Origin of the sequence: Methylococcus sp. EFPC2, assembly GCF_016925495.1 — a bacterium.
Lineage (GTDB): Bacteria > Pseudomonadota > Gammaproteobacteria > Methylococcales > Methylococcaceae > EFPC2.
In genome coordinates this window covers 2,827,002-2,848,417 of the sequence record NZ_CP070491.1, presented here as the reverse complement: position 1 = coordinate 2,848,417, position 21,416 = coordinate 2,827,002, and the positions used below count along the sequence as shown (strand labels likewise).

At 60.3% G+C, this 21,416-nt stretch carries 20 protein-coding genes; 10 read left to right on the top strand and 10 right to left on the bottom strand.

What is annotated here, in order from left to right; genetic code table 11:
• Window position 1: 1 nt before the first annotated feature.
• A complete protein-coding gene (gene rpmH / locus JWZ97_RS12165) occupies window positions 2-145 on the bottom strand; it encodes a 50S ribosomal protein L34 (RefSeq protein WP_205429562.1) in 144 nt (47 codons plus the stop codon).
• 181 nt (window positions 146-326) lie between these two features.
• Here rpmH and dnaA point away from each other — a divergent pair, with 181 nt between their 5' ends.
• From dnaA to JWZ97_RS12150, 3 genes are all read left to right on the top strand, one after another.
• On the top strand, window positions 327-1,658 hold the full coding sequence (gene dnaA / locus JWZ97_RS12160; protein WP_205429559.1) for a chromosomal replication initiator protein DnaA: 1,332 nt from the start codon (window positions 327-329) through the stop codon (window positions 1,656-1,658).
• Window positions 1,659-1,698: 40 nt separating this feature from the next.
• A complete protein-coding gene (gene dnaN / locus JWZ97_RS12155; protein ID WP_205429556.1) occupies window positions 1,699-2,799 on the top strand; it encodes a DNA polymerase III subunit beta in 1,101 nt (366 codons plus the stop codon).
• Window positions 2,800-2,986: 187 nt separating this feature from the next.
• Window positions 2,987-3,598, top strand: coding sequence for a DUF4136 domain-containing protein (locus JWZ97_RS12150; protein ID WP_205429554.1), 612 nt, complete (start codon window positions 2,987-2,989; stop codon window positions 3,596-3,598).
• 9 nt (window positions 3,599-3,607) lie between these two features.
• Here JWZ97_RS12150 and clpX read toward each other — a convergent pair whose 3' ends face one another.
• Both clpX and JWZ97_RS12140 read right to left on the bottom strand, forming a co-directional pair.
• Entirely contained in the window at window positions 3,608-4,894 is a 1,287-nt protein-coding gene (gene clpX / locus JWZ97_RS12145; RefSeq protein ID WP_205429551.1) for an ATP-dependent Clp protease ATP-binding subunit ClpX, read from the bottom strand.
• Window positions 4,895-5,031: 137 nt separating this feature from the next.
• Window positions 5,032-5,205, bottom strand: a complete 174-nt coding sequence (locus tag JWZ97_RS12140) for a hypothetical protein (RefSeq protein WP_205429549.1) — start codon at window positions 5,203-5,205, stop codon at window positions 5,032-5,034.
• 413 nt (window positions 5,206-5,618) lie between these two features.
• On the opposite strand from JWZ97_RS12140, the gene JWZ97_RS12135 reads away from it, so the two are divergent.
• Window positions 5,619-6,173, top strand: a complete 555-nt coding sequence (locus JWZ97_RS12135; protein ID WP_205429547.1) for a flavodoxin — start codon at window positions 5,619-5,621, stop codon at window positions 6,171-6,173.
• A 194-nt stretch (window positions 6,174-6,367) separates the two neighbouring features.
• On the opposite strand, the gene JWZ97_RS12130 is transcribed toward JWZ97_RS12135, so the two are convergent.
• The 3 genes from JWZ97_RS12130 to JWZ97_RS12120 form a co-directional block, all read right to left on the bottom strand.
• The gene (locus JWZ97_RS12130) at window positions 6,368-7,405 is read right to left on the bottom strand and encodes an IS630 family transposase (RefSeq protein ID WP_205429545.1); all 1,038 of its coding nucleotides are present in this window, start codon (window positions 7,403-7,405) and stop codon (window positions 6,368-6,370) included.
• 63 nt (window positions 7,406-7,468) lie between these two features.
• Complete coding sequence (gene haoB / locus JWZ97_RS12125; RefSeq protein WP_205429542.1) at window positions 7,469-8,470, bottom strand: hydroxylamine oxidation protein HaoB; 1,002 nt, start codon at window positions 8,468-8,470, stop codon at window positions 7,469-7,471.
• An 8-nt stretch (window positions 8,471-8,478) separates the two neighbouring features.
• Complete coding sequence (locus JWZ97_RS12120; protein ID WP_205429539.1) at window positions 8,479-10,095, bottom strand: multiheme c-type cytochrome; 1,617 nt, start codon at window positions 10,093-10,095, stop codon at window positions 8,479-8,481.
• Between the two features lie 611 nt (window positions 10,096-10,706).
• Here JWZ97_RS12120 and JWZ97_RS12115 point away from each other — a divergent pair.
• The 3 genes from JWZ97_RS12115 to JWZ97_RS12105 are packed head-to-tail and all read left to right on the top strand — an operon-like array spanning window position 10,707 to window position 11,556.
• Window positions 10,707-10,892, top strand: coding sequence for a hypothetical protein (locus tag JWZ97_RS12115; RefSeq protein ID WP_205429538.1), 186 nt, complete (start codon window positions 10,707-10,709; stop codon window positions 10,890-10,892).
• A gap of 43 nt (window positions 10,893-10,935) precedes the next feature.
• Complete coding sequence (locus JWZ97_RS12110) at window positions 10,936-11,307, top strand: hypothetical protein (RefSeq protein ID WP_205429535.1); 372 nt, start codon at window positions 10,936-10,938, stop codon at window positions 11,305-11,307.
• 33 nt (window positions 11,308-11,340) lie between these two features.
• Complete coding sequence (locus JWZ97_RS12105) at window positions 11,341-11,556, top strand: YbdD/YjiX family protein (RefSeq protein WP_371822497.1); 216 nt, start codon at window positions 11,341-11,343, stop codon at window positions 11,554-11,556.
• 48 nt (window positions 11,557-11,604) lie between these two features.
• Here the strand turns inward: JWZ97_RS12105 and JWZ97_RS12100 are convergent, their stop codons facing one another.
• The 4 genes from JWZ97_RS12100 to JWZ97_RS12085 form a co-directional block, all read right to left on the bottom strand.
• Window positions 11,605-11,865 (bottom strand): hypothetical protein, encoded by a 261-nt coding sequence (locus JWZ97_RS12100; protein ID WP_205429520.1) that lies wholly within the window; start codon window positions 11,863-11,865, stop codon window positions 11,605-11,607.
• A 153-nt stretch (window positions 11,866-12,018) separates the two neighbouring features.
• Window positions 12,019-12,774, bottom strand: a complete 756-nt coding sequence (locus tag JWZ97_RS12095; protein ID WP_205429517.1) for a DUF2063 domain-containing protein — start codon at window positions 12,772-12,774, stop codon at window positions 12,019-12,021.
• Complete coding sequence (locus JWZ97_RS12090) at window positions 12,767-13,615, bottom strand: DUF692 domain-containing protein (RefSeq protein WP_205429508.1); 849 nt, start codon at window positions 13,613-13,615, stop codon at window positions 12,767-12,769. The genes JWZ97_RS12095 and JWZ97_RS12090 overlap by 8 nt, the downstream gene beginning before the upstream one ends.
• A 44-nt stretch (window positions 13,616-13,659) precedes the next feature.
• The gene (locus tag JWZ97_RS12085; protein WP_205429506.1) at window positions 13,660-14,004 is read right to left on the bottom strand and encodes a hypothetical protein; all 345 of its coding nucleotides are present in this window, start codon (window positions 14,002-14,004) and stop codon (window positions 13,660-13,662) included.
• Window positions 14,005-14,259: 255 nt separating this feature from the next.
• Between JWZ97_RS12085 and JWZ97_RS12080 the strand changes: the two genes are divergently transcribed.
• From JWZ97_RS12080 to JWZ97_RS12070, 3 genes are all read left to right on the top strand, one after another.
• Window positions 14,260-18,000 carry a DUF1631 family protein gene (locus JWZ97_RS12080; protein WP_205429503.1) on the top strand — a complete coding sequence of 1,247 codons (3,741 nt, stop codon included), beginning with the start codon at window positions 14,260-14,262 and terminating at the stop codon, window positions 17,998-18,000.
• 71 nt (window positions 18,001-18,071) lie between these two features.
• Window positions 18,072-19,811, top strand: coding sequence for a type II secretion system ATPase GspE (gene gspE / locus JWZ97_RS12075; protein WP_205434649.1), 1,740 nt, complete (start codon window positions 18,072-18,074; stop codon window positions 19,809-19,811).
• A 27-nt stretch (window positions 19,812-19,838) separates the two neighbouring features.
• Window positions 19,839-21,269, top strand: coding sequence for an NYN domain-containing protein (locus JWZ97_RS12070; RefSeq protein ID WP_205429494.1), 1,431 nt, complete (start codon window positions 19,839-19,841; stop codon window positions 21,267-21,269).
• Window positions 21,270-21,416 lie beyond the last annotated feature (147 nt).

Genomic DNA, 21,416 nt, shown 5'->3' with positions numbered 1-21,416 from the left:
GCTACTTGTCGGAGACGCTCAGACGCTTGCGGCCCTTGGCGCGGCGGGCGTTGATGACGGCGCGTCCGCCGCGGGTTTTCATGCGGGCACGGAAGCCGTGCGTACGAACACGCTTGATCTTGCTTGGTTGGTAAGTTCTTTTCATCGGTCACATACCTGAAAGGGCTGGCGGGGGAAAAATGACCGCGAATCCTAAGCCACAAGCTAATCGACTGTCAATGCTGTGGATAAACCAGGCTTGCTGTATAGTTGTTCGCCCTGGTCTTCCATCCCCCCGTCCATCTTGTTACACGTCCTTTCGTTCCGTCGCCGCGAGACTCCCTACCATGACTAAGCTGTGGAGCGCATGCTTAAGCAAATTGGAAGGCGAGTTGCCGCCCCAGCAGTTCAATACCTGGATCCGCCCCTTGCAAGCCGTGGAGGACGACAGCGAGCTCAAGCTGCTCGCGCCCAACCGCTTCGTGCTGGACTGGGTCAAGCAACATTTCTTCGAGAAGATCGAGGAGGTGGTCGCGCAGCAAAAGGCGCAGCCGCCGCTGCGGGTTCTGCTCGAAATCGGCACCCGCCCGGCGGAGGTTCCGCGGTCCGAAAGCAAACTGCCGACGGCGCGCAAAACGGCCGCCACGCGCAAGCAGCAGCCCAACAATCTCAACGCGGCGTTCACTTTCGACAATTTCGTCGAGGGCAAGTCCAACCAGCTGGCCAAAGCGGCTTCGCTGCAGGTCGCGCAAAACGTCGGCCGCGCCTATAACCCGCTGTTTATCTACGGCGGTTCGGGCCTGGGCAAGACCCATTTGATGCATGCCATCGGCAACGAGATCCTCAGGGGCAACCCCGGCAGCAACATCGTCTACTTGCACTCCGAGCGTTTCGTCTCGGACATGGTCAAGGCGCTGCAACACAATGCCATCAACGCGTTCAAGGAGTATTACCGGACTGTCGACGCGCTGCTGATCGACGACATCCAGTTCTTCGCCGGCAAGGAGCGCTCGCAGGAAGAGTTTTTCCACACCTTCAACACCTTGCTGGAGAACAAGCATCAGGTGGTGCTGACTTGCGACCGCTATCCCAAGGAAATCAAGGGACTGGAAGAGCGGTTGAAATCCCGTTTCGGTTGGGGCCTGCCCGTGGCGGTCGAACCGCCCGATCTGGAAACGCGCGTCGCCATTCTCATGAGCAAGGCGCAGCACGTCGGCGCGGAGCTGTCGCCGGAAGTCGCGTTCTTCATCGGCAAGCGCATACGTTCCAACATCCGCGAGTTGGAAGGCGCGCTGCGACGGGTCATCGCCAACGCCCATTTCACCGGCAAACCCATCACCCTGGAGTTCGCCAAGGAGTCGTTGCGCGACCTGATCGCCCTGCAGGACCGCATGATCAATGTCGACAACATCCAGAAGACGGTGTCGGAATATTTCAAGATCCGGGTCTCCGATCTGCTTTCCAACAAGCGCACCCGTACCGTGACCCGACCGCGCCAGATCGCCATGGCCTTGGCCAAGGAGTTGACCAGTCACAGCCTGCCGGAGATCGGCCAGATGTTCGGCGGGCGCGACCATACCACGGTGCTCCATGCGACCCGCAAGGTGCAGGAGCTCAAGGATAGCGACGCCAAGTTCCTGGAAGACTATTCCAACCTGATGCGCATCCTCGCCAACTGAACCGGACGCACGAACCCACACCCACGCAAGGCCGCTGCCGATGAAATTCGCGATCTCCCGAGAAAACCTCCTGACCCCGTTACAGCAAGTGATCGGCGTGATCGAAAAACGCCAGACCATGGCCATCCTGGCCAATGTCCTGGCGCGCCTCAACGGAGATCGCCTGGAGCTCGTCGGCACCGACCTGGAAGTCCAGCTCGTCACCCATACGCTCACGGAGTCCGGCGAGGAAGGCGAGTTCACCGCCCCGGCGCGCAAGCTGCTGGACATCTGCCGCACCCTGCCGGAAGGCGGCGTGCTCAAGATCGAAGTGGGAGACGACAAGCTGAGCTTGCAGTCCGGGCGCAGCCGGTTCAGCCTCGCCACCTTGCCGGCGGAAAACTACCCGGTATTCGATGCCGGGCAGGCCGAAGTGGAATTTACCCTGGCGGGCGGACTGTTGAAGCAGGCGATGGAGAAGACCCTGTTCGCCATGGCCCAGCAGGACGTGCGCTATTACCTCAATGGCCTGCTGCTGGACCTCGACGGCGACACCCTGCGCACCGTGGCTTCGGACGGCCATCGCCTGGCGCTGTTTGAGGAAAATGTGGCCGGCCTGGGCTTGCCGTCCCGCCAGGTCATCATTCCGCGCAAGGGCGTGCTGGAGCTTTACCGGCTGATTCGGGACGATGAGAGTCCGATTACCGTACAGATCTCCGCCAACAATATCCGGCTCACGCTGGCCGATCTCAGCTTCGCCGCCAAGTTGATCGAGGGACGCTTTCCCGACTACCGCCGCGTCATGCCCGCACAAATCGCGCGCGTGGTCACGGTCGAAAAAGATGCCCTCAAGGCTGCGCTCACCCGCGTATCCATTCTGGCTGCCGACAAGTTCCGCGGCGTCGCCCTGGATTTGAGCGCGGAAACCCTCAAGCTTTCGGCTCAGAACCCGGAGCACGATCAGGCCGAGGAGGAAATCGAAATCCGGCTTGAAGGCGAGCCCTTCGAGGTCGGTTTCAACGCGGCTTACCTGCTCGATGCGGCGAACAACATCGACTCCGACACCGTCAGGCTGTCTTTCACCGAAACCGCCAGCAGCTGCCTGATAGAAGACCCGCTCAATCCGCGCTACAAGTCCATCGTCATGCCCATGCGGCTCTAAGCCGCGCGGAAGCCGGCCGCCGCAACAGGCGAGCCCGGGCATAAAGGCCTTATGCCCGCGTTGAACTTTTACGCATCGCCCCTCTCTTAGCTTTCAAAATCTCGCGTATGTGATCTCCCGATACCGGGTGGGACGCGGATCCGGAACCGGAGTGTAAGCACAACCGGGAGGCTCAGGAGCATAGGCCATGAAACACTACGATCCCCGCTCACGGTTTTTCTTCGCCACTCGCCTCGCCGCCCTGGCGATTTTGCTGCTGGCAGGGCTGGCGGGATGCGCGGTCGTTCCCCGTGTGTACACCGAACACGACGCCGGCGTCGATCTGGTCCGCTACAAGACCTTCACGGTGCTGCCCCTGTCCACGGCCGGCGCGGGGATGGATCCCGGCGTCGTGATCCGGCTGGGCAAGCCCGCCGAACAGGCGGTGCGCGACGCGCTGATTGCCAGGGGTTACAAGGAGGGCACACGCGACAACGCGGATTTCGCCGTTCATGTGAAGGGCGAATCCTTGCCGCGCGTGGAGCCTTACAATTGGGGCTATTGGCCTTATCCTGCCTATGTTTCCCGCCACGGCTGGGTCTATTACGGAAATTATTATTACGGCTCCCCTTGGATGGGCGGCGCCCAGGTCTACGAAGAGCGCCGCCTGGTGGTGGAGATCTACGACGGCACCACGCACAAACCCGCCTGGGTCGGCTGGGTGGAACCGGGCGGCTACGGCCCTATGGACGTGCAGACGCTGCAGCGCAGCATCTTCGATATCCTGCGGAACTTCCCCTACGATCAGCCGCGGAAATAAGCTCTGGCCTCAGCCTGCGGCCCGCAACGGCTGTCCGACGGCCGAGTCGGGAACGGTCTTGATGTCCGTCCGCCCCTCGATGACGTCCTCGTCCACGATGCAGCGCTCGATCCCGGTCCGCGATGGGATCTCGAACATGGGCTTGCGCAATACCTGCTCCAGGATACTGCGCAGTCCGCGGGCACCGGTTTCCCGCGCGATGGCCTTGCGGGCGATGTGCTTGAGGGCGTCCTCGGTGAACTCCAGGTCCACGTTCTCGTAGGCGAACAGCTTCTGGTACTGGCGCACCAGCGCGTTCTTGGGCTCGGTGAGGATGCTGATCAGTGCCGCTTCGTCCAGGGGCTGTAGCGGCGCCAGCACGGGGAAGCGTCCGATGAACTCCGGTATCAGACCGAAATGGCGCAGGTCGTTGGGCTGGATTTCGTTGAGCAAGGCTTCCGGGGCCGGTTCCTGCTCGGCATCCACCGGGCTGACGTGGAATCCGATCCCGCTCCGGGCCGGTCCGATGCGTTTGGCGACGTGTTTTTCCAGCCCGGGAAAAGCGCCGCCGGCGAGGAACAGGATGTTGCGCGTGTCGAGCAGCACTTCCTCGGGGTTGCCGTCGCGGCGCTTGCCTTTCACGGAAACTTTCACCTGGGCGCCTTCCACCAGGCGTAACAAGGCCTGTTGCACGCCCTCGCCCGAAATGTCGCGTGACGAGTTGGCCATTTCCGGGCTGCGCGCCAGCTTGTCCACTTCATCCAGATAGACGATGCCCCACTCGGCGCGTTCGACCTGGCCGTCCGCCACGTCCAGCAAACGCGACAGTATGCTTTCCACGTCCTCCCCCACATAACCCGCCTGGGTCAAGGTGGTGGCGTCGGCGACGACGAAAGGCACGCCGACGATACGGGCCAGGGTGGAGGCCAGCAAGGTCTTGCCGGTGCCGGTGGGCCCCAGCAGCAGGATGTTGGACTTGCCCAGTTCCACGACGCCATCCTCGCCGTCCAGGCCCGCGGCGCCGCTTTCGTGCTTGAGCCGCTTGTAGTGGTTATATACGGCGACCGCCAGGATCTCCTTGGCCAGATTTTGCCCCACCACATAGCCGTCCAATATCTCCTTGATCCTGGCCGGCTTGGGCACCGTGCCCAGCATCTCGGTGAGCGCGCGCTTGCGTCCCCAGTTGGCGACGACCTGATCGGCCAGTTTCACGCATTCTTCGCAAATGGCGCCGCCGGCGCCGGCGATCAGAGGGGTGTCCGGGCTTTTCTCCGTGCCGCAGAACGAGCAATGGCTGGGGTCTTGTGTGCGGGTCATGGCTTAGAGCTTTGCTAGATTGACGACGTCAGGCCGGTAGTTTCCTACCCGGATCCCAAACGGCGCGGTACCCCGCGGGGCCGCTGTCCCTCGCGGACCCAGTATGTGGGGCCGGCCTGGCCGGGGGAGGTTTGCCCTCACCAGGGAACCACGCTCCAGGCGGTTTTTCCGGGCACCGGAGGACGCGGAACGATGTAATAGGGATAGGCTTCGGAGGCGGATTCCGGCTTGGCCAATTCCACGATTTCCGCTCCGCTGGAAGGCAAGTCGGCTTGCTCGGACGACAGGTCGCTGATGATTTCCGGATTCATGGGGGTACTCGCTGTGTGAAGGTTGTACGGATCGAACGATGGCCGCGCGGGCGACCGTGTCAGACCGGGCACGGGCAGGAACTCGTGGTTTCCGACCGGGATTCGGTACTGTCTTGACGTCTATCGGGGCAACCACCGTGCCATTTCAAGGGATAGGTCATAAGGCATTGAATCGAATGGATAAACTGTAGGCTTTGCACGGAGGTGCGGGCGCGGAATGCCGACAAAACGCGTTACGTTTGTAAGTTTTGCGACAAACCCGCCGAGAGTGCTGCGACGATGAAGGGAGTAAACCCGACACGCGGCCACGCGCTCCGGTTTTCACTGTATGGAATGGGAAAAACACCATTGCCTCCCCGCAGGACGGCGCGGCGATATGATGACGACAGTCCATATGCGCTTCGAGGCAGCCCATGAACAAGATCGGCATCTTTTTTGGCACGGAAACGGGTACCACCCGGCTGGTCGCCAAGAAAATCCACGGCAAGCTTGGCGACGAAATCGCCGCCAAGCCGGTGAACGTCAACCGCATCGCCCCTGACGACTTGCTGCAATACGACGCGCTGATACTGGGGACGCCGAGCTATGGTATCGGGGATATACCCGGACGCAGCGCGGGCTGCCTGGAATCCAATTGGGAAGAGTTTCTGGCGCAGTTGCAGGGCACCGATCTAGCCGGGAAGCGCATCGCCCTGTTCGGACTCGGCGCCCAGGAGCGTTACGCGGACCGCTTCGCCGCGTCCCTGGTGCGGGTGTATCAATCGTTCAAAGATTTGGGCGCGGAAATCGTCGGCGACTGGAGCACGGAGGGTTATGTTTTCGAGCATTCCCCGTCGGTCGTCGACGGACGCTTCGTCGGACTGGTGATCGACCAGCGTACTCAGGGCATGCTCACCGATGAGCGCATAGAGGCCTGGTTGACGCAGATTAAGCCCCTGCTGCTGGAAAAAATCGCGGCTCCCGCTTGAAGCCGGTTTGGATCGAAAATTCTAGAGGTTCGTTATCGACCTGAATTCGCCGGCGTGCCGGCGGAACCGGCTGACCGGCGCGCCGTTGTCAGCATCAGTCCCAGCCCGCGCGTAGCCTGTGTGCGATCCCGCTTTTAGCCCCGTAGGGCTAGAGGCGGGATCGCTATTAACCCGGCCATAAAATACCGTACGTTCTAAGCGGCGTACTTGATGGGGGCGGCTTTGAAGTAGGCGCGGATGCGGGCGGGCTGTTTCTGGATCGAACGCAGGTGCGAAGTCACCTTGCGCTTCAGGTGAGAGCCGTCGCGCACGGGTTCGGCGGCACTCATCCGTGCCTTGAGGTCGGCATTGAGGTATTCGTCCGGATTGAGTTCAGGGGAATAGCTGGGTAGGAAAAACAGCTCGATCTGGTCGGTTTTGTCTGCCAGCCATGCTTTGACCGTTTGGCTGTGATGAACCCGCAGGTTGTCGAGGACCAGAAACACCTTGCGCCCCGCCTCACGGACCAGGCGCTGGAGAAACTGGATGAAGACATCGGCGGTGAGCGTTTCTCGATACATCATGAAGCGCATCTTCCCTTGGTTGGTGATGGCGGAGATGAGGTTGATGCGCTCCCGCTTGGACTGGGACAACACCAGCACCGGCGTTTTGCCGCGCGGCGCGTAACCGCGCGGATAATGCTCGACCGAACTGACAGCGGTTTCATCGCCCCAGCAAATTTCCGCCCCTTCGGCCTTGGCCCGTTGGGCGATGGCTGGGTAGTCCTCTGTGAGCCACTTTTGCACCGCCGCCGGTCGTTGCTCGAAGGCGCGTTTGAGCGGGCGCTGCGGCGTGAATCCCCAGCGCTTCAGATAGTTTCTGACCGAGCGCACTGGCAGGTTCAGCCCAAAACACGCCTGGATATGCGCTCGCACCGCCTGCGCACTCCATAAGGCGAAGCGCAGTTTCACTTGATCCGGCGTTTTGTCCACCAGGTCTTTCTGGAGAACGCTTTCCTGAGCGGGCGTGAGACGGCGACCGTTGCCTGCGGGCCGACCACGCTGGGCCTCTTTCACGCCATGCCCGGCTTCGGCTTTAAGCAGCCAGAGCGTCACCGTGGGACGGCGCAAACCCAACTCCCGCGCAATCGCCGCCTGGCTATGCCCTCGCCGGTGCAAGCGGATGACCGTACGGCGCAATTGCTCTCGTGCCGCCGGCTCCAGTTTTCGAGTATCGATTCGTTCTGCTTCCATGCTCGAATTTTACCAGACTCAGTACGGTATTATTTGGCCGGGTTAATAAGACGGGATTGGATTTCAGCGTTGCCACTGAAAGATGGTGAGATAGCCGCCCCAGGGGGATTGGTAGACCGTTTCGAGTCCGGGAACGGGATTGGCCAGCGAACCGGTGAAGGGCAGCAGCTTGGCGAGCAGCGTGTTTTCCGTGGCGGCATCGGTGATGCGCCAGGCGCGGATGCCCTGGCCGGGTATCTGTTGCACCAGATAATTGCCGCTGCCTTTTTCGCCCGCCCAACGCTTAACGGCCGCGATCTGGCCGTGCATGTCGCCGGAGGCGGGGAATAGGGCGGCTTCGAAGCCCAGCTTTTTGCCGGAAAGTCTTTCGACCTCGCTCACGCGGGCCAGATCGTCCAGGCAGGCCAGAAAATAGACCGGCGTGTCGGCCGGCAGTGCCTTGGCCATCTCGGCCAGCGCTGCACCCGCATCCATGGCCAGCCAGTTGGCCAGTTGGCGCAGACGCGTTTCGTCCGCGGCGTATGGTCCCGTCACCGCTTCCCATAGACGCTTTTCCGGGTCGCCGCCGAAAGCCGCGGCGGTGGGAACCCGCGTCCAGGTGTTGCGGCCGGTGGAGAAGTCGATGCGCTGGGCGTCGTCCCACCAGCTTAGAAACAAGGCTTTTTCATCCGTGTGCTTGTTGACGGCTTCCATGGCGGAAGTCCACAGCTCTTGGCGTATCTTTTTGGAGTTCGGGGCAGACGAGGATGGCTCGTCGCCGAGATGAATAATCGCGCTGCGGGTGTCGCCATCCTTGCGGTAGCGCACCACGTCCAGGGTCAGCGAGGCCGTTTCACCCTGGGTTACGCGATAACGGCGGAGGCTCTCCGCCGGGTAGGATGCGTTCAAGGTCGGGAAGCCCGGATCGCCGGGCTTCAATTCCTCGACTTGTTTGAAGCTCAAATCGTGCTGGTAAGGCCAGGGCGGCACGCCGAACAGCGCGATGCCCAGGCCGGCCAGGATGAGGGCGGCGCCCAGGACGGTCTTGAGACCGAAGCCTGGGCGCCCGACTTTCGATGACTCCATGCGATCCTTTAGCGTCTGCGGCGGCGGATCACGATGATGCCTGCGCCGGCCAGGGCGGTTCCCAGCACGTAGCGGTTGCTCAAGTCGTCGATGAAGGCCTGGCGTATCGACTTGGCTTCCGGTTCGGCCTGGCTGGTGTGGCTCTTGCCTTCGCGCAGCTTGGTGTTCTCGTCCATGATCAGAGTGTAGTCCTTCATCAACTCGGACCAGCCTTCGGTGTAGGTGAACCCGCCCGGATTGGCGTGGAACAGGCCCTTGTACAGCTTGATCAGGTCGTGCTCCCACATGTCGGCATGCACGCGCTCGACCGCGCTCGGGTTATTGCCCTTGGCCCAGAACAACTGGAAGAAACCGCCGGCGGCGTCTTTTTCCGGTGCGGGCGGGGCAGGGCGGTTGGTTTTCTGGCCGGGCAACAGGCCGTCCTTATGTAGCGCTTCGACCACCTTCTTGGCTTCCTGCTCGACCTTGAGGCCGGAGATCGTGCCCTTGTCGGCCGTGGTCAGATAGGCCTCCGCGAAGCTGGCGGAATGGCAGTTCTCGCAGGTCTTCTGCCAGGCTTCCTTGCGGTCCTGGAACCAGGGGTGGTTCAGGTTGTCGGCGATGGCAGTCGTCGGGTTGAAGCCCCAGCGCACCTTGCGCACCAGGTTGTGGGAGAACTCGCCCTCGAATTCGAAGTGGCAGTACTGGCAGGTCGGCGCGGTATAGCCGCCCTTGGTCACGGCATCCTTCAACTGCGCTTCGAAATTCCACTTGGCCTTGCCCAGGGTCTGATAAATCGTGCCGTGCTTGGATAGCTGGAAGTTTTCGTATTCGTTGTGGTCGACGCCGTTGTGGCAGGTGGCGCAGGCTTCCGGCTGGCGGGCCTCGGCGACCGAGAAGCTGTGCCGGGTGTGGCAGCCGTCGCACTTGTTCTGCTGGTAATGGCACATGTCGCAGCCCTGGGCGATTTCGCGCTCCGGCATGCCGGCCCAGATGGCCGTTTCGACGTTGGCTTTCCAGTCCTGGGCATGCGAAGGGTGTCCCTTGGGCCATTGGCCTTGCGGCCATTCCTGCTTCTTCTCCGCTTCGGATTCCGCGAACTGGTCGACGTGGCAGGTGCCGCAGGCGGCGCGGTCCGGCATCACCAGCTTCTTGCCGTGGTCGACCGATTTGGCGCCGACGCCGCCGTGACAGTCGATACAGCCGACTTCCTTGAGCGGTTCGCCTTCGGCCAGCAGCCCCTGCTTGCGCAGGTTCTGCTCGACTTCTTCCAGCTTTTGTTTCTTGTAGTAGCGGGCGTCCGCGCCGTTGCTCAGGTTGCGGATGTTGTCCAGGTTGGCGTGCACGCTGGTCTTCCAGGCGTGGTAAGCGCCGGGAGTCAGTGCCTGATGACAGGTCGTACATTCCGCGCTGGTCTTTTCGCCCTGCACTGTAGCTGGCGGCTTATAGAAATCCTTGGGATTCCAGTATTTCTGGATCGGGATCGGTTCCCAGTACTGACCGTGTTTCCCCTTGCCGGGATGGTCCTTGTAGTAACTGCTCTTCAGGTCCTGAATGTCGGGCGTGGCCGCCCGGGCGATTGAGGCGAACGCCAGCGTGAGCGCCAGCGCCCAAAAAAATAGTCTGCTTATGGTTTTGTAATTCATGTTCTCCCCCTGGGATCGGCGTCCGATCGGCGGCCGCCATTATTCCCATGTTAACGTTTTGGGTCAATACAACCATCTCGAGAAAGAGGTTTCGCTCCCCAGCAGCCGATCCGAAATTCGCTAGGCCTGTAAATAATCTCTGTTATTTCAATCTGTTAGATCTTTCTCGTTGTTCTGCCTCGAAATCTTGGCCGACATGCGGCGCCCTAATTTTGATCACAGTATTGACGCGATACAAGATGGCGTGTAGGTTGTTTCGTCGCGATACCTTGGTCGGGCGCAAGGGCCGGCCGAGGCTTAGTTCAACCTCTAGCGGAGAAAAAAATGACGCAAGCCGTAGAGAACAACGCCTGGAAAAAGGCTTGGCCGGGTGAGGGGACGTATCGAGGAGATCGCTGTACCAAAAGCATGGACGGCGAGTCGGATTTACAGCGGGCGTACCGGCCCGGAACAGGGAGGGGCCTGCACGGGCGACCGGGCCTGCGCAATGTCGAGTCCGGAGAGTAACTCCGTCGGGCAAGGAGGCTGGGTGACGCGAGTTCGGGCGGGACCTCAGGTCCTGCAATTTCACGATAGAGCATTCCAAATAAAAACTACATCGAGGTGCCGATATGAGCGCAGAACACGTGCCGCAGGAGAGAGATTATTTTTGGTTATATGTTGCCGTCGTCACGATCGCCTTGGTGGGCGTGATCCTGATGGTCAAGCAAAGCGAAACCGAAAAATACGAGCCGATACAGCAGCAGCAAAATGAAGAATCGGCCAAGATGAATATTCGCATCTTGAAAGATTACTAGGCCGTATTAGCGGCTATCCATGTTTTATCGCCGAGGTATAAAAATGATTAAAACAAGAATTGCAACGATCGCGTTGTTCCTCGCCTGTCTCGGGTTTGCCGGGATTTCGTCCGCCGCAGACTATGTGTACAGGGATCTCGCCGCGAATACATTGCCGCCGCAGAAATGCGCCACTCAGGCCGAGTCCGCCGCTCAAGCCGAGGATGCGTACAACATCAAGAAACACACCAAGGTTTTTTGCGAGGTCCAGGGATACGGCTGGCATGTTTCCGAAACCAAGAGCACCGGAAAAGTGGTTTGCAATGAGTGCGGCGGCAATGACACCGGCAAATTCCAATGCCATCTGGAAGATGTCGTGGTGACGTGCAAACGGATCAAGCCGGGTTCGGTGGGCTTGTTCCCGGGTAAGGGCTAAATCACCCATTAGGAATGGGTTTCGCGTTAAGCTATGGCCTCAAGTCGGGAGGTTTCGGGGCCCATGGTGATACGTTGGCTTAAATCGTTTTGGCAGGGCTTGCGCCGAGTGAGCGGGGACGACGCTTACGAGCGCTACCTGGCTCATTGGCAGGTCCATCACCCTTCTGAAGGAGCGCCGCTTTCGCGAGCGGCATTCCAGCAGGCCGAGGTGGATCGCAAGTGGAGTGGCGTGAAACGTTGCTGCTGACGTGTAAGTCCGACGGGCCGGGGATGCCGGCCCGCTCGGAAGATGGATTCAAAGCTGTTTTTTGATGCGCTCGTAGGCGTTTTTGATTTCTTCGCCCAATGATTTCGCGCTTTCCCAGATATCTTCCGAGGCATCCTTGGCTTCGGCGCCAACACCTTCGACCTTATCGGCCAGTTGCTCCAGTTTCGCCTCCGCTTTCTCCCACTCTTCCCTCGCCTCCATCCGTGCCAGATTCAGTTGCACTTTGAGTTCGTCGCGCTGCTGCAGCAAGCCGTCTCTCAGTTTTGTTATCTCACTCGGGATGTTCATGGTCGTCTCCTCTGAATTGAATCGACAGGCGGGAGAATAATCCTAGCGCGTGTGAGGAAAAGCAAGGGCGGGCGTAGCCGTTTCCATCCGGCAACTGTCTCGTGCCGTCTCAGGGGGCGACGGGACGTGGGCGCACGCTGGCGAGCGAGATGCTTATGCCAGTCCGATCACGCCGCGCGCGTGCAAGTCACGCAACAAACCCTGGCCATGCTCGAGCAGCGCGTGGGGGTCGGACAGACCCGCTTCGTCCGCGAGGCGTGCGAAACAGTCCGCCGACGGGAGCGGGCCCTGTTCCTGCAGGAGTTGAAGCAAGCGGTAGGTGAGCGGAGCCAACTCAAGGAAGTGTACCCGGTCGCTGCGGTCGCGGTAGACCGCAAGGCAAGTGGATACGGCGGGCGGCTGTTGCGGTCGGTAGTCGCGGCCGATGCGCTGGACCGGAAAGCGGTAGGCGAGCGGCCAGGCGACGGGGGACAGCGCGATGACGGCGTTTAGCGGGTTCTCGGCCAATTCCGGTCGTTCCTCCGGCGCGTCGTCCGTGGCGATGGCCAGTGCTAGTTCCACCCATTCGTAATGCGCCAGTTCGAGCAGGTAGGGCGGATCGTCGACCTGGCCTTCCCGCTCGTCGTGCAGGTAGCGCAGGAATTCTTCCGGTATGCCGTAGAAATAAGGTGTGCGGCTGCGGTGGCGGGCGAAGAAGTCTTCCGCCAAAGCCTGCCATGACTCGGACTCCAACGTCTGATTCAGCACCGGGAAACCGCTTTCCAGGGCGCTTAATACATTATTGAGGAATAGCTCCCGGTAGAGTCCGATGCGCTCGGGAGCCACGTCCTCCGGCGGTGCTTGCCGCGCCGGGTTGCGTAGATAGGCGGTGAATGCCTGTTGGGTGTGCCGGAAACCGGTGTCAGCCATGGCGGCGAAGCGGTGTCATCGCGTTTTGCTGTATGGCGTGGATGGTGTCCACTTCGGCCAGCAGGTCGGCCAGCGGCGGAATGTTGAAGTCACGCTCCAGCAGGGTGGGGAATACACCGTGGAGGGCGTAGGCTTGCTCCAGCAAGGCCCAAACCGGGTCGATCACCGGCGCGCCGTGGGTGTCGACCAGTAAGTCGGGCGCCTGCACGTAGTGGCCGGCGATGTGGGCGTAGACGATGCGGTCGGCCGGTATGCGGGCGAGGAATCGTGCGGCGTCGTAAGCGTGGTTGACCGCGTTGACGTGGATGTTGTTGATGTCCAGCAACAGGTCGCAATCGGCCTCTTGCAGCACGGCGTTGAGGAAGTCGATCTCGGCCATTTCCTGGCCCGGTGCCGCGTAGTACGAGATATTTTCGATGGCGATGCGCCGCTCGAGTATTTCCTGAGTGTGGCGGATGCGGCGGGCCGTATGGATCACGGCTTCTTCGGTGAAAGGGATGGGCATGAGGTCGTAGAGCAGGCCGTCATCGCCGCAGTAGCTCAGGTGTTCGCTGTAGATCCCGATTCCATGGAGGATGAGGAAATCGCGCAGATCGCCTAGAAACTCTTCGTCCAGGGCCGCCGTGCCGCCCAGCGATAGCGACAAGCCATGGCAGACGATGGTGTGGGCCTCGGTCAGGGCGCGGAACTGCTTCCCCAACCGGCCGCCGACATGCATCCAGTTTTCCGGCGCGACTTCGTAGAAGTCGACCCGCGCGGGCGGGTGAGCGACGATTTCTGCCGCGAAAACACGGCGCAATCCCAAGCCCGCGCCGCGTATCGATGTCAGTCCCGGTTTCATGGCGGTAAAAGCAGGCCGGATAACCGGCCCGATCATCGCCTAACTCAGGGCGCTTTGGGAGGTTGAGCCGGCGCCTTGTCCGTAGTCATTCCGGCGCACTTGCTTTCGGTCGCTTTCTTGAGCGCGGCCTTATCGTCTTTCGCTCCCGTCATGCCGGCGCCGCATTTCATGTCGTGTTGCTTCATCATCTCGGCGCCGCACTTGCCTTCGCCGCAGGCGGTTTCCTTCTTTTCCTTGGCGGTTTCGGCGGCGGCGACCTGGTTGTAACCGGAGTTCAGTTCCTTCAGGGCGAAGGGATTTTCTGCCGCGGTGACCACGCCGGCCGACAAGGTGCCGACGAAGGTAGCGCCGACGAGGGCGGCCAGCGGTTTTTTGTCGAGTTTCTTCATGGGAGATTAACCTCTCGTGTGGTGAACTAAGGGGGTAGCGTCACGCTCCGGTTAGACACGGTCGCGGGGAAAAGTTGCGCGTTGCGGGCAGGCCGGGCAGAACGCGCGGTATTTTTACACAGCGCCGGCAAGTTGGCTAAGTTATAGTGGGGCGAGGCGGCTGGCCTACCGCAGTTGCATGGGGTAGTCGAGTCGACGCCGTTCGTTCGTCCGGTTCTAAACGCCGGCAAGGGAACATTGTTACCGGGATGTCTCATGAACAAACGTCGATATGAGCGCCATGCCACCGTGGCGCAAGCAACGCTATTCCTGCCCGGCGTCGCCAAACTGGCAGGCGAAATCCGAAATTTCTGCGAGGGCGGTGTGCTCCTGTGGCTGGCGGGCGGCGGACCGGCGCTCGAGACGGTGAGCGCCCTGTCCGTCCGCGAAGTAGAAATTCGCCTGACTGCCGATGCTCATAGCTTCCAACTGGCAGGCCTCATCTCCCATGTCAGCCCCCAAGGGGTCGGCTTGGCCTTCCGGGAACCCGTTTCGGCTGCGGCGGCCGTACGGGCCTTGCACCGGGATACTGCCGCTCGGAGTCGCGCCCAACACGCGTCCGGTCATGGTGAGGCGGAAGCCATCCGTCGACGCTGCGAACAAGACTTGCAGATGATCGTCCGGCCGGTGTTGGACGCGTTTTTCGCCGACATCCGGCAGCCCCTCATCAAGGCGGCGGATAAAGCGCCCTCCAATGCGGCTCAGGCCGAGTTTTTCGACGCCTTGACCTTGCTGGAGCAGAGCCGGGGCGATATCGAACGCCGTTTTCTCGGGCAGATCGACCATCCCGAGGCAGGCGCTCCCCAATACCTCGATGCGTCCGGGCGGGTTGCCGCGGAGCGGGGCGGATTGTCGCTGGTCGATAAGGTGTCTTTCGACGATTGGCTCAGCCTGGCCGAAGAGCAAACCCGGCTGGAACATCGCTACGAAAGCAGTCTGGTTACCTTGTCTGACCGGCTCGGCCTGGCATGGGACGCTTCGGTCCCCGGCCAGCGGCACCCGCTGGGGCCGGCCGTATTGCTGGAGGCGTTCCGCGTCGGCCTGAACGGCCTGGATTTTTCTGTCCCGGCCAGACGCGTCATCTATGCGGCTTTCGCCCGCGCCTTGGTCCCGCAGTTGGCCAACCTGTATGTCGGCCTGCTGGAGCGGACATCCGCGCTCGCCAGCACCATCCAGCCCAGAGCGGTCCATCGGGCATCCGCTCACGCGCCCGAGCAGCCGGCGGCGCCGGTCGTTCCGGAGCGCGTGGCCGAATCGCAGCACGAGAAGTCCACGCCCCAGCCTTACACCCCGGCGCCGGCCGTTCCCGCAAAGCACAATCCGGGGCCGCTGGATGCTGCCAGCCTGCTGATGACCCTGACCGCCCCGGCGCAGGGCGGCGTCGCTCCGCAGGCCGTTCAGCAGGCGCCGGCCGGCGCCGTCAGCCCGGCGGCTCTGCAGGCCGCCTTGCGCGAAATCCAGCACCGCAAACTCGCCCAGCAAGTCGACTATCTCGCTCCACATGTTCTGGAGACGGAGTTGTCGCAGGCTCTCGCGGCGTCCGGGCAGGCGGGTCTGCAGCCGAACGACGAAAACAAGCAGGCGATGGACGTACTCGGCGCTTTGCTGGACAACACGCTCAAGGAAGAGTCCCTGGCAGCGGACATCAAACGCTACCTACAGGTACTGCAAATCCCCTTGCTGGAAGGCGCACTGGCCACGCCCGGACTGATGCATATGGAAACGCATCCGGCCCGTGACGTGCTCAACGTACTGGATCATTTCTCCCTGGCGGCCGATGACCGCGGCGAGATCAAGTGGCCTCAGTTGAAACATGCATTGGATGAAATCACCCAGCGTATCGCCCGAGAATCCGCCGGTCGGCCGGATGTGTTGATTTCGGCTCGCGCCGAGTTGGAAAAGCTGGCGGAGCCCTTGATCAAGGCGCGCGATCTGCGTCTGGAACGGCTGCGGGAGACTTGCGCGGCGCGGCAACGCACGGAGGACTCGCATCGGGCGGTCGAGCGCGCGATCGACGCCCGCCTGGGCGGAAAATACGTGGCCCGGGTGTTGCCGGAGTTGCTCGAAGCCGGCTGGCGCCGGTGGCTGATACTGGCTGCCCTGCGTCACGGCGTGGAGAGCGGGGAATGGCGGCGAGCTATCCAGGTGGTGGATCAGCTGCAGATCTGGCTGGACCGTGATCACCCCCGGGAGCGGCTGCCTGCCAGCGACGTGCACCGGCTGCTCGACTATATCGACGAGCAACTCGTCTATGTCTGCCCCGATCAGGTGAAGCAAAACCATATCATCGAGGTGCTGGCCGACTTGTTGCTTGGAGTGGGAGAGGCCGGCGAGCGGGCGGAGCCCGAGTGGGTGTTCATTCCTGTGCCCCCGAAATCCGCTGAGCCCGAGCCGGAAGAGGATGCCATCGTGCGGCGGTTCCGCGTCGGCGACTGGTTCAAGTTCGCCCTTACTCCGGATTCCTGGACGCCGGCACAGTTGACCTGGATGGACGGTAACCCCAGGCGTTGCGTTTTCGTCAACCGCAGGGGCGCCAAGGTGCTCGAACTCACGGCGGGGGAGCTTTCCCGCTACTTGCAAGAAAACAAGGCCGTCGAATCCGATAGCCTGGATGCCCCCTTAATGGAACGTACGACTGGAGCTTTGATCCAGTCCATGCAGGACAAGCTGCGGTATCAGGCGACTCACGATCCCATCACCGGCCTGGCCAACCGCAAGGAGTTCATTCGCCGGCTGGAGCGAACCCAGATGGACGGGGCAGGAATGAATGCGCAGGCCACGTTGGGGCTGGTAGACATCGCCCAGTTTCGCGTCATCAACAATCTTTGCGGCATGGAGGCCGGCGACCGCCTGCTAAGAGAGACCGGCGAACTGATCGGTGCTCATCTGGGGGCGCATGTACCACTCGCGCGCATGGGCGATCACGCGTTCGGCTTTTGGTTGAGCGGGGTCGACCGGAGGGAAGGACAGGCGCAGGCGGAATCCTTGCTGGGCGTCTTGTCCGATTTCCATTTCCGCTGGGGCGAGCACAATTTCGCGCCGGGGGCTCATATCGGCCTGGCGGCGTTCGTGCCGCCCGGAAGTATCCATACCGTGCTGAAACAAGCCGACGCCGCTTTCGTAACCGCCAAGGAACAGGGGCATAACAACATCCATAGTTACGCCGAGGACGATGCGGCCTTGAAAGTACAGGCGCAGCAGTTGGATTGGGCCGGCCGTATCGACCGCCTGCTCGCCGAAGACTCCCTGTTCGTTCGCTGTCAACTCATCGCTCCCGTCTTTCCCGAGCGGGACAGCCACAGTCATTACGAAATATTGCTGGGCTTGCGTGACGAAGAGGGGAGGGTGGTTCCGCCCTACGATTTTGTCGTGGCCGCCGAACGGTGGAAACGCATGCCCGAAATCGACCGCTGGCAGGTGCACTCGGCTTTCGAGTGGATACGGCGGAACCGGGCGCAGTTCGACGCGGTCGGAGGATTCTCCATCAACCTTTCCGGGCAGTCCCTCACCAGCCTGTCGTTCCTGGAGTTTTTGCAGGGCGAGTTGCTCGCGGCCGACTGGCCACTGGGCAAAATCACCTTCGAAGTGACTGAAACCGCGGCGATCGGCGAGTTCGGCGAAGCGGTGAAGTTCATCCGCCAGATCCGCCGTTACGGCTGCAAATTCTCGCTCGACGACTTCGGCAGCGGGTCGTCGTCCTACGGCTACCTGAAAAACCTGCACGTGGACTATCTCAAGATCGACGGCTCCTTCGTGAAGGATTTGGCCGATAGCCCCATCGATTACGCCATGGTCAAATCCATGAACGAAATCGGCCATTCCCTGGGGATGAAGACCATCGCCGAATATGTGGAAAGCGAGGCGATACTGGAGAAACTGCGGGAAATCGGTGTCGACTACTCGCAGGGCTACCATACCGGCCAACCCAGGCCGCTCGCCGAGTTGACCGTGTCTTGACCGTTGCGGCGGTTGCGGGTTATACCGCCGCTCATCCGCTTGCCGAATACCTCACCCACAAGGAATCGATCGTGGCCGTCAACCCTAACGAACCCCTCACCGACGCCCCGGCCAACGGGAGCGATGCCTACGCCGCCTTCGCCGACTGCCTGATCCGCAAGGGCAAGGCGCGCGACAATGAAATCCACCGCGCCCGCAGGCTCTCTGCGCAGACCGACGACCAGCCCCTGCCGGCCCTGCTGGTCAAGCTTGGCGTGGTATCCGAACGCGACGCCGCGGATGCCCTGGCCGAGGTCAGCCAGCTGCCCCTGGTGGCGGCGACCGATTACCCGGAGGCCTCGCCCCTGCCCGAAACCGTCGCGACGCGCTTCCTGAAGGAAAACCGCGTGGTGGGGCTGGCGAGCAACGACGAGGCTTACGAGGTGGCGGTCGCCGACCCTTACGATGCGTTTACGCTCGAAGCGCTCGCCCTGGCCTGCGACAAGCCGGTGCGCGCCCGTTTGGGGCTGCCTTCCGAAATCGAAAAGGCCATCGAGCAGCAACACGGCTCCGGCAAATCGCTGATGGGGCAATTGGTCGACAACTTCGGCGGCGACGAGGACATCGACGAGGCCGATGTCGAGCATTTGAAGGATCTGGCCAGCGAGGCGCCGGTCATCCGCATGGTCAACCTCATCATGCAACGGGCGGTCGAAGCGCGTGCCTCGGACATCCACGTCGAACCGTTCGAGGAGCGCCTGAAAGTGCGCTTCCGCGTCGACGGTGTGCTGAAGGAAGTGGAAGCGCCGCCGGTGCGCTCCACCGCCGCCGTGATCTCGCGCATCAAGATCATGGCCAAGCTCAACATCGCCGAGCGCCGATTGCCGCAGGACGGACGCATCAAGCTGCAGGTGCAGGGCAAGGAACTGGATCTGCGCGTCTCCACCGTGCCGACCATGTACGGCGAGAGCGTGGTCATCCGTTTGCTGCACAAGGAGAGCATCTCCTTCGACTTCGGTTCGCTGGGATTCGAAGGCGAAGTCTTGCAACGCTTTCTCGACGTGCTGAATTTGCCGCACGGCATCATCCTCATCACCGGCCCCACCGGCTCGGGCAAGTCGACCACGCTTTACACGGCGCTGCACAAGATCAACACCCCCGAGCGTAAGATCATCACCGTGGAAGACCCGGTGGAATACCAGCTCGAAGGTGTCAACCAGATCCAGACCAAGAGCCAGATCGGTCTCACCTTCGCTACCGCCTTGCGCTCCATCGTGCGCCAGGACCCGGACGTCATCATGATCGGCGAAATGCGCGATCTGGAAACTGCCCGCATCGCCGTGCAATCCGCGCTGACCGGCCACTTGGTGTTGTCGACCTTGCACACCAACGACGCGGCGGGCGGCGTTACCCGTTTGATGGACATGGGTCTGGAAGACTATCTCATCACCTCCACCGTCAACGGCATCATCGGCCAGCGCCTGGTGCGCCGCCTCTGTCCGCATTGCAAGGAAAGTTACCCGGCCCTGCCGGAAATGGTGGATGAGCTGAAACTGCGCCGCTTTCAGCCGCAGGGCGAAGTCCGGCTGCATAAGCCGGGTGGCTGCGAACTGTGCGACGGCACCGGTTACAAAGGCCGGCTGGCTATCCTGGAGTTCCTGGTCATGAGCGACGACCTGCGTCGCTTAGTGATGACCCATGCCCAGGCCCGGCAGATCGAGGAGCAAGCGCTGAAGGAGGGCATGCACACCATGTACGAAGACGGATTGCGCAAGGCCGTGGCCGGGTTGACCACCATAGAGGAAGTGCTGAGAGTTACCTCAGATACATAATCAACGGCGGGTAACGAAGGAGCAACCATGTCCCAAGCGGACGCAAAAATAGCTTTGTTGATAGACGCCGATAATTCTCCTGCTACAAAAATTGACATTATCCTTGCCGAACTGGCGAAATATGGAGTGGCAAACATTCGACAGGCTTATGGTAATTGGAAAAATCCTAATCTAAAGCCTTGGGAGAATGTACTCCATGAATATGCCATCCGTCCTATACAACAGTTCGCTTATACCAAAGGTAAGAACGCTACAGACATCGCGTTAGTAATAGACGCAATGGATTTGTTATACAGTCAACGGCTCGATGCTTTCTGCATAGTATCCAGTGATAGCGACTTCACACCACTGATTATGAGGATACTCACCAACGGTCTGAAGGTTTATGGATTTGGTGAAAAAAAGACCCCCCTACCTTTTGTCAAAGCGTGTTCCCGATTCGTTTATCTTGAGGCTTTGACAGATATTGATGGGGAGCAAGACGTCAAACCGTCAATTATGCTCGGCACTGAGTCAGCGCGATTGTCGTGTCCTCCTCCAGAAACTCATTTCCTCGAAAAAAGTCCGTCTGTTGTACCGCCATCTGGCAAGCCATCTAGCAGAATAAACCTGCCTTCGGACAAAGGCCTGAAAAATGGCAAAATAGAGGGCGCTTTACCAGTTGTCTCGTCACTTAACAAGGTGGCGACCAACCTGAGTGTAGACAAACAATTGATCCATCTGCTGAAAACCGCAGTTGCGGCAACTGTGACCGACGATGGCTGGTCTCCATTGAGTGCAGTTGGTACCCACATCTCCAATCGGACATCTTTTGATTCGCGGAATTACGGCTTCAAAAAGCTGAGTGACTTGTTCCTAGCTTATGGGTCGTTTGATGTTAGAAAAACCTCGAAGGGAATAGCAGTAAGACCGGTCGCGAGTAGAAATAATAAGGGTCGAATGGCGGGCTTTGACGCCGTAAACTCTATTGCATCAAGCATGGATATGATAACTAGCGGAAATACTAAGGAAATTAAATCCCTAGTAGATAAATATATCGAGCTATTAAGAGAGAGCCAATGGACTATGGTATCCAAGTTTGCGTTGCTTAACTTTTATCGCGTTATGAAAGGCAAGGCTTTTTATGGCAAAGATGAATTAATAAATCATTCATTGCATGCCCGCCCGAGTTCCACGGGAGATGTTGCGAACAACGTATTCGACATTTTTTGGAAAGCCAAGCTCTTCGAAGTTAGCAAAGATTTGGATGGTCGCAAGAAAATCATGTTATTAGACTTCCCTGATGTTTTTGATCGAATCGACCGGGCTCTGCTTTCCAAGCTTGTCGTTGCTTGTAAAGAGAGAAGCGTCGTACTGGAACCAGTTTCTTTGCTTAGGATTCTGTATGGGGAGTATAATCAATCATGCCTTGTTAGTATGATTGAATCCCTTCGGGAGCCTGATTCCTCAGGGGTTTGAGGCCTTTCATAGGCCGAACCATGCGTTGCGGCACAGTTTAATGGTATTGGCTGGCGGATTGGTTGCACGAAATCACTTTGAGATTGCGCAAGTAGAAATCTATAACGGAAACCATAATCCCGTTCGTCGTGGTGGCATAATTCGCAT

Coding starts and splice junctions, on each gene's coding strand:
- rpmH (WP_205429562.1), bottom strand. CDS start 145: ATGAAAAGAACTTACCAACCAAGCAAGATCAAGCGTGTTCGTACGCAC.
- dnaA (WP_205429559.1), top strand. CDS start 327: ATGACTAAGCTGTGGAGCGCATGCTTAAGCAAATTGGAAGGCGAGTTG.
- dnaN (WP_205429556.1), top strand. CDS start 1,699: ATGAAATTCGCGATCTCCCGAGAAAACCTCCTGACCCCGTTACAGCAA.
- JWZ97_RS12150 (WP_205429554.1), top strand. CDS start 2,987: ATGAAACACTACGATCCCCGCTCACGGTTTTTCTTCGCCACTCGCCTC.
- clpX (WP_205429551.1), bottom strand. CDS start 4,894: ATGACCCGCACACAAGACCCCAGCCATTGCTCGTTCTGCGGCACGGAG.
- JWZ97_RS12140 (WP_205429549.1), bottom strand. CDS start 5,205: ATGAATCCGGAAATCATCAGCGACCTGTCGTCCGAGCAAGCCGACTTG.
- JWZ97_RS12135 (WP_205429547.1), top strand. CDS start 5,619: ATGAACAAGATCGGCATCTTTTTTGGCACGGAAACGGGTACCACCCGG.
- JWZ97_RS12130 (WP_205429545.1), bottom strand. CDS start 7,405: ATGGAAGCAGAACGAATCGATACTCGAAAACTGGAGCCGGCGGCACGA.
- haoB (WP_205429542.1), bottom strand. CDS start 8,470: ATGGAGTCATCGAAAGTCGGGCGCCCAGGCTTCGGTCTCAAGACCGTC.
- JWZ97_RS12120 (WP_205429539.1), bottom strand. CDS start 10,095: ATGAATTACAAAACCATAAGCAGACTATTTTTTTGGGCGCTGGCGCTC.
- JWZ97_RS12115 (WP_205429538.1), top strand. CDS start 10,707: ATGAGCGCAGAACACGTGCCGCAGGAGAGAGATTATTTTTGGTTATAT.
- JWZ97_RS12110 (WP_205429535.1), top strand. CDS start 10,936: ATGATTAAAACAAGAATTGCAACGATCGCGTTGTTCCTCGCCTGTCTC.
- JWZ97_RS12105 (WP_371822497.1), top strand. CDS start 11,341: ATGGCCTCAAGTCGGGAGGTTTCGGGGCCCATGGTGATACGTTGGCTT.
- JWZ97_RS12100 (WP_205429520.1), bottom strand. CDS start 11,865: ATGAACATCCCGAGTGAGATAACAAAACTGAGAGACGGCTTGCTGCAG.
- JWZ97_RS12095 (WP_205429517.1), bottom strand. CDS start 12,774: ATGGCTGACACCGGTTTCCGGCACACCCAACAGGCATTCACCGCCTAT.
- JWZ97_RS12090 (WP_205429508.1), bottom strand. CDS start 13,615: ATGAAACCGGGACTGACATCGATACGCGGCGCGGGCTTGGGATTGCGC.
- JWZ97_RS12085 (WP_205429506.1), bottom strand. CDS start 14,004: ATGAAGAAACTCGACAAAAAACCGCTGGCCGCCCTCGTCGGCGCTACC.
- JWZ97_RS12080 (WP_205429503.1), top strand. CDS start 14,260: ATGAACAAACGTCGATATGAGCGCCATGCCACCGTGGCGCAAGCAACG.
- JWZ97_RS12070 (WP_205429494.1), top strand. CDS start 19,839: ATGTCCCAAGCGGACGCAAAAATAGCTTTGTTGATAGACGCCGATAAT.